Source organism: Mycobacterium sp., assembly GCF_049683355.1.
Classification (GTDB): Bacteria; Actinomycetota; Actinomycetes; order Mycobacteriales; family Mycobacteriaceae; genus Mycobacterium.
Genome location: NZ_JBAUJB010000174.1, coordinates 1 through 3,154, shown reverse-complemented (window position 1 = coordinate 3,154; position 3,154 = coordinate 1). Strand labels below are relative to the sequence as shown.

The 3,154-nt window shown below is 69.7% G+C and carries 3 protein-coding genes and 1 pseudogene; 2 read left to right on the top strand and 2 right to left on the bottom strand.

Annotation, left to right across the window (positions count from 1 at the left end; translation table 11 throughout):
- Both WA944_RS10560 and clpS read right to left on the bottom strand, forming a co-directional pair.
- Positions 1–107 (bottom strand): annotated as a pseudogene (locus WA944_RS10560) (DUF2017 domain-containing protein); the annotation flags it as partial.
- A 7-nt stretch (positions 108–114) separates the two neighbouring features.
- A complete protein-coding gene (gene clpS / locus WA944_RS10555) occupies positions 115–429 on the bottom strand; it encodes an ATP-dependent Clp protease adapter ClpS (protein WP_159230728.1) in 315 nt (104 codons plus the stop codon).
- Positions 430–515: 86 nt separating this feature from the next.
- On the opposite strand from clpS, the gene WA944_RS10550 reads away from it, so the two are divergent.
- Both WA944_RS10550 and WA944_RS10545 read left to right on the top strand, forming a co-directional pair.
- A complete protein-coding gene (locus tag WA944_RS10550) occupies positions 516–1,838 on the top strand; it encodes a nicotinate phosphoribosyltransferase (RefSeq protein WP_526610453.1) in 1,323 nt (440 codons plus the stop codon).
- 15 nt (positions 1,839–1,853) lie between these two features.
- On the top strand, positions 1,854–3,154 hold a 1,301-nt coding region (locus tag WA944_RS10545), incomplete at its 3' end, for an ATP-dependent DNA helicase (RefSeq protein WP_526646881.1).

Sequence of the window (3,154 nt, the reverse complement as noted above, 5' to 3'; positions counted from 1 at the left end):
CCGAGCAGGGAGGTCACCAGGCTGCTCAACAACTCGGCTTCGTGTGCGGCCAGCGCCGACCGCAACCGCGGGCCGTCGGCGCCCTCGACCCGCTTCCACTTACGCACAGTCTCCTCAGCGGTCCTGTTGCAGCGTCGCCCACAACCCGGCGGCGTGGAGCTTGGACACGTCGATCTCCATCGACTCCCGACTGCCCGCCGAGACCACCGCCTTGCCCTCATTGTGGACCTGCAGCATCAGCTTGGTGGCATGCGGTTCGGAGTAACCGAACAGCTTCTGCAACACATAGGTCACGTAGGTCATCAGGTTCACTGGATCGTCCCAGACCAGCGTCACCCACGGGCTGTCGGGGGCGACCTCGTCCCGGGGGACGGTGGCGACGTCGCGTTCTTCGCGGGTTCCCGGACGGGCCTTCGCCGGTGTGACCATGTGCCCAAGAATACCGGGGCCGCATCCAGGCGCCGAACCGATACGGTTGACGGGTGACTGGATCGTCCCGGGCGTCGGCTGTCGGTCTGCCGTTGGGGTTGCTGACCGACAAGTACGAACTGACGATGCTCGCCGCGGCATTGCAGGACGGTACCGCGCACCGGCACGCCACGTTCGAGGTGTTCGCTCGGCGCCTTCCCGAAGGACGGCGCTACGGCGTCACCGCCGGTACCGCCAGACTCGTGGAAGCGTTGCAGGAGTTCAGGTTCGATCCGTCCACGTTGAGCTCGCTGGACGATTTCCTGGACACCGACACCCTCGAGTACCTGGCCGGGTACCGGTTTCGCGGCGATATCGACGGCTACCCGGAGGGCGAGCTGTACTTCCCCGGGTCGCCGGTGCTGTCCGTTCACGGAACCTTCGCCGAATGCGTGCTGCTCGAGACGCTGGCACTGTCGATCTTCAACCATGACACCGCCGTCGCGTCTGCCGCCGCCCGCATGGTCGGTGCCGCCGACGGCCGCCCCCTGATCGAGATGGGCTCGCGGCGCACCCACGAATACGCCGCCGTCGCAGCGGCACGCGCGGCCTACCTCGCCGGATTCGCCGGGTCGTCGAACCTGGAGGCCAAGCGCCGCTACGGTGTGCCGGCGCTCGGGACGAGCGCACACGCCTTCACGCTGCTGCACACCAGCGACAGCGAGGGGCAGTCGACATCGGACTGGGAGAAGGCGGCGTTCCGGGCGCAGGTCGCGGCGCTGGGTGTGGAGACGACGCTGCTCGTGGACACCTACGACATCACCGCCGGGGTCGCCAACGCCGTGGAGGTCGCGGGGCCCCGACTGGGGGCCGTCCGCATCGACTCCGGTGACCTCGGTGTGCTGGCCCGCCAGGTACGCGAGCAGCTCAACGGTCTCGGCGCCACCGAGACCCGGATCGTGGTCTCCGGCGACTTGGATGAGTTCGCCATCGCCGCGCTTCGCGCCGAACCCGTCGACTCCTACGGTGTCGGCACGTCGGTGGTCACCGGATCGGGTGCCCCGACCGCCAACATGGTCTACAAGCTGGTCGAAGTCGACGGCATCCCCGTCGAGAAACGCAGCAGCCACAAGGAATCCCACGGCGGGCGCAAGTGCGCCGCCCGGCTGGCCAAAGCATCGGGGACCGTCGTCGAGGAAGTCGTGTACCCGGTCGACGAACCGCCGCCCCCCTCCGCCGGCCTGGCCTCGCGGCAGCTGACGGTTCCGTTGGTGCGCGACGGGGAGCCGATCGGCGACCTCGACCTGAGTGCCGCGCGGGAACGCGTCAGCGAGGGTCTGCACAGCCTTCCGTGGGACGGTCTGAAGCTCTCCAAGGGAGACCCGGCGATCCCGACGCGGATGATCGCGCCGACACGGCGCGAACGCTGAGAAACGGGTCCGCGGATGCCTGACGTCACCGAGTTGCTTGCCCACGCGGTGGCCGCACTGGGAGGGACAGAACGCGCCGGCCAGATCGCCATGGCCGAGGCGGTGACACGCGCGTTCGAACGCGGTGAGCACCTGGCGGTACAGGCGGGCACCGGCACCGGAAAGTCGTTGGCCTACCTGGTGCCCGCGATCGCGCACTCGCTGGCCGACCACCGACCCGTGGTCGTGTCCACCGCGACCATCGCGCTGCAACGTCAGCTGGTCGACCGCGACCTGCCCCGACTCGCCGACTCCCTGACCGGCTCGCTGCCCCGCAGGCCGGAGTTCGCTCTTCTGAAGGGCCGGGGGAACTACCTGTGTCTCAACAAAATTCACAACGGAAGCCAGGCAGGCTCCGACGGCTCCCCGGCACCCGAGGACCGGCCGCAGGAGGAACTCTTCTCCCCCGTCGCGGCGAGCGCGCTGGGGCGCGACGTGGCGCGGCTGATCAAGTGGTCGTCGAGCACCGAGACCGGCGATCGTGACGAAGTGACCCCCGGGGTCCCCGACCGATCGTGGTCGCAGGTCAGCGTGTCGGCTCGGGAATGCATCGGCGTGTCCCGCTGCCCGTTCGGCACCGACTGTTTCGCCGAGCGCGCCCGTGACCGAGCCGGCCACGCCGACGTCGTCGTCACCAACCACGCCCTGCTGGCGATCGACGCCATCGGCGAGGCCAACGTGCTGCCCGAGCACGACCTGCTGATCGTCGACGAGGCTCACGAGCTGGTGGATCGGGTCACCGGTGTCGCGACCGCGGAGCTCTCGGCGACGTCGCTGGGCATCGCGCAGCGCCGCGCGGCCCGGATCGTCGACCCCGAACTCGCACAGCGGCTGGAGGGGGCGATCGCGACGTTCTCGTCGGCGCTGTTCGACGCCCGGGCCGGCCGCATCGACGTACTCGACGAGGAGCTGGCGAACTACCTGACGGTGCTGCGTGACGCCGCAACCGGGGCCAGGACCTCGATCGACACCGCGCCCAACGACCCGAAGGCCGCCGCCGCGCGTGCCGAGGCGGCGACCGCGCTCACCGACGTCAGCGACACCGCGTCCCGGATCCTCAGTTCGTTCGTTCCCGCCATCTCCGACCGCACCGACGTGGTCTGGATCGAACAGACCGAGGACGCCCGCTCCGGTGCCCGCTCGACCCTGCGGGTGGCCCCGCTGTCGGTGGCAGGTCTGTTGCGCGCCAGCCTGTTCGGCCGTTCGACAGCGGTGCTGACGTCGGCCACGCTGACCGTCGGCGGCAACTTCGACGCGATGGCCTCGGCGTGGGGCCT

Coding starts and splice junctions, on each gene's coding strand:
- clpS (WP_159230728.1), bottom strand. CDS start 429: ATGGTCACACCGGCGAAGGCCCGTCCGGGAACCCGCGAAGAACGCGAC.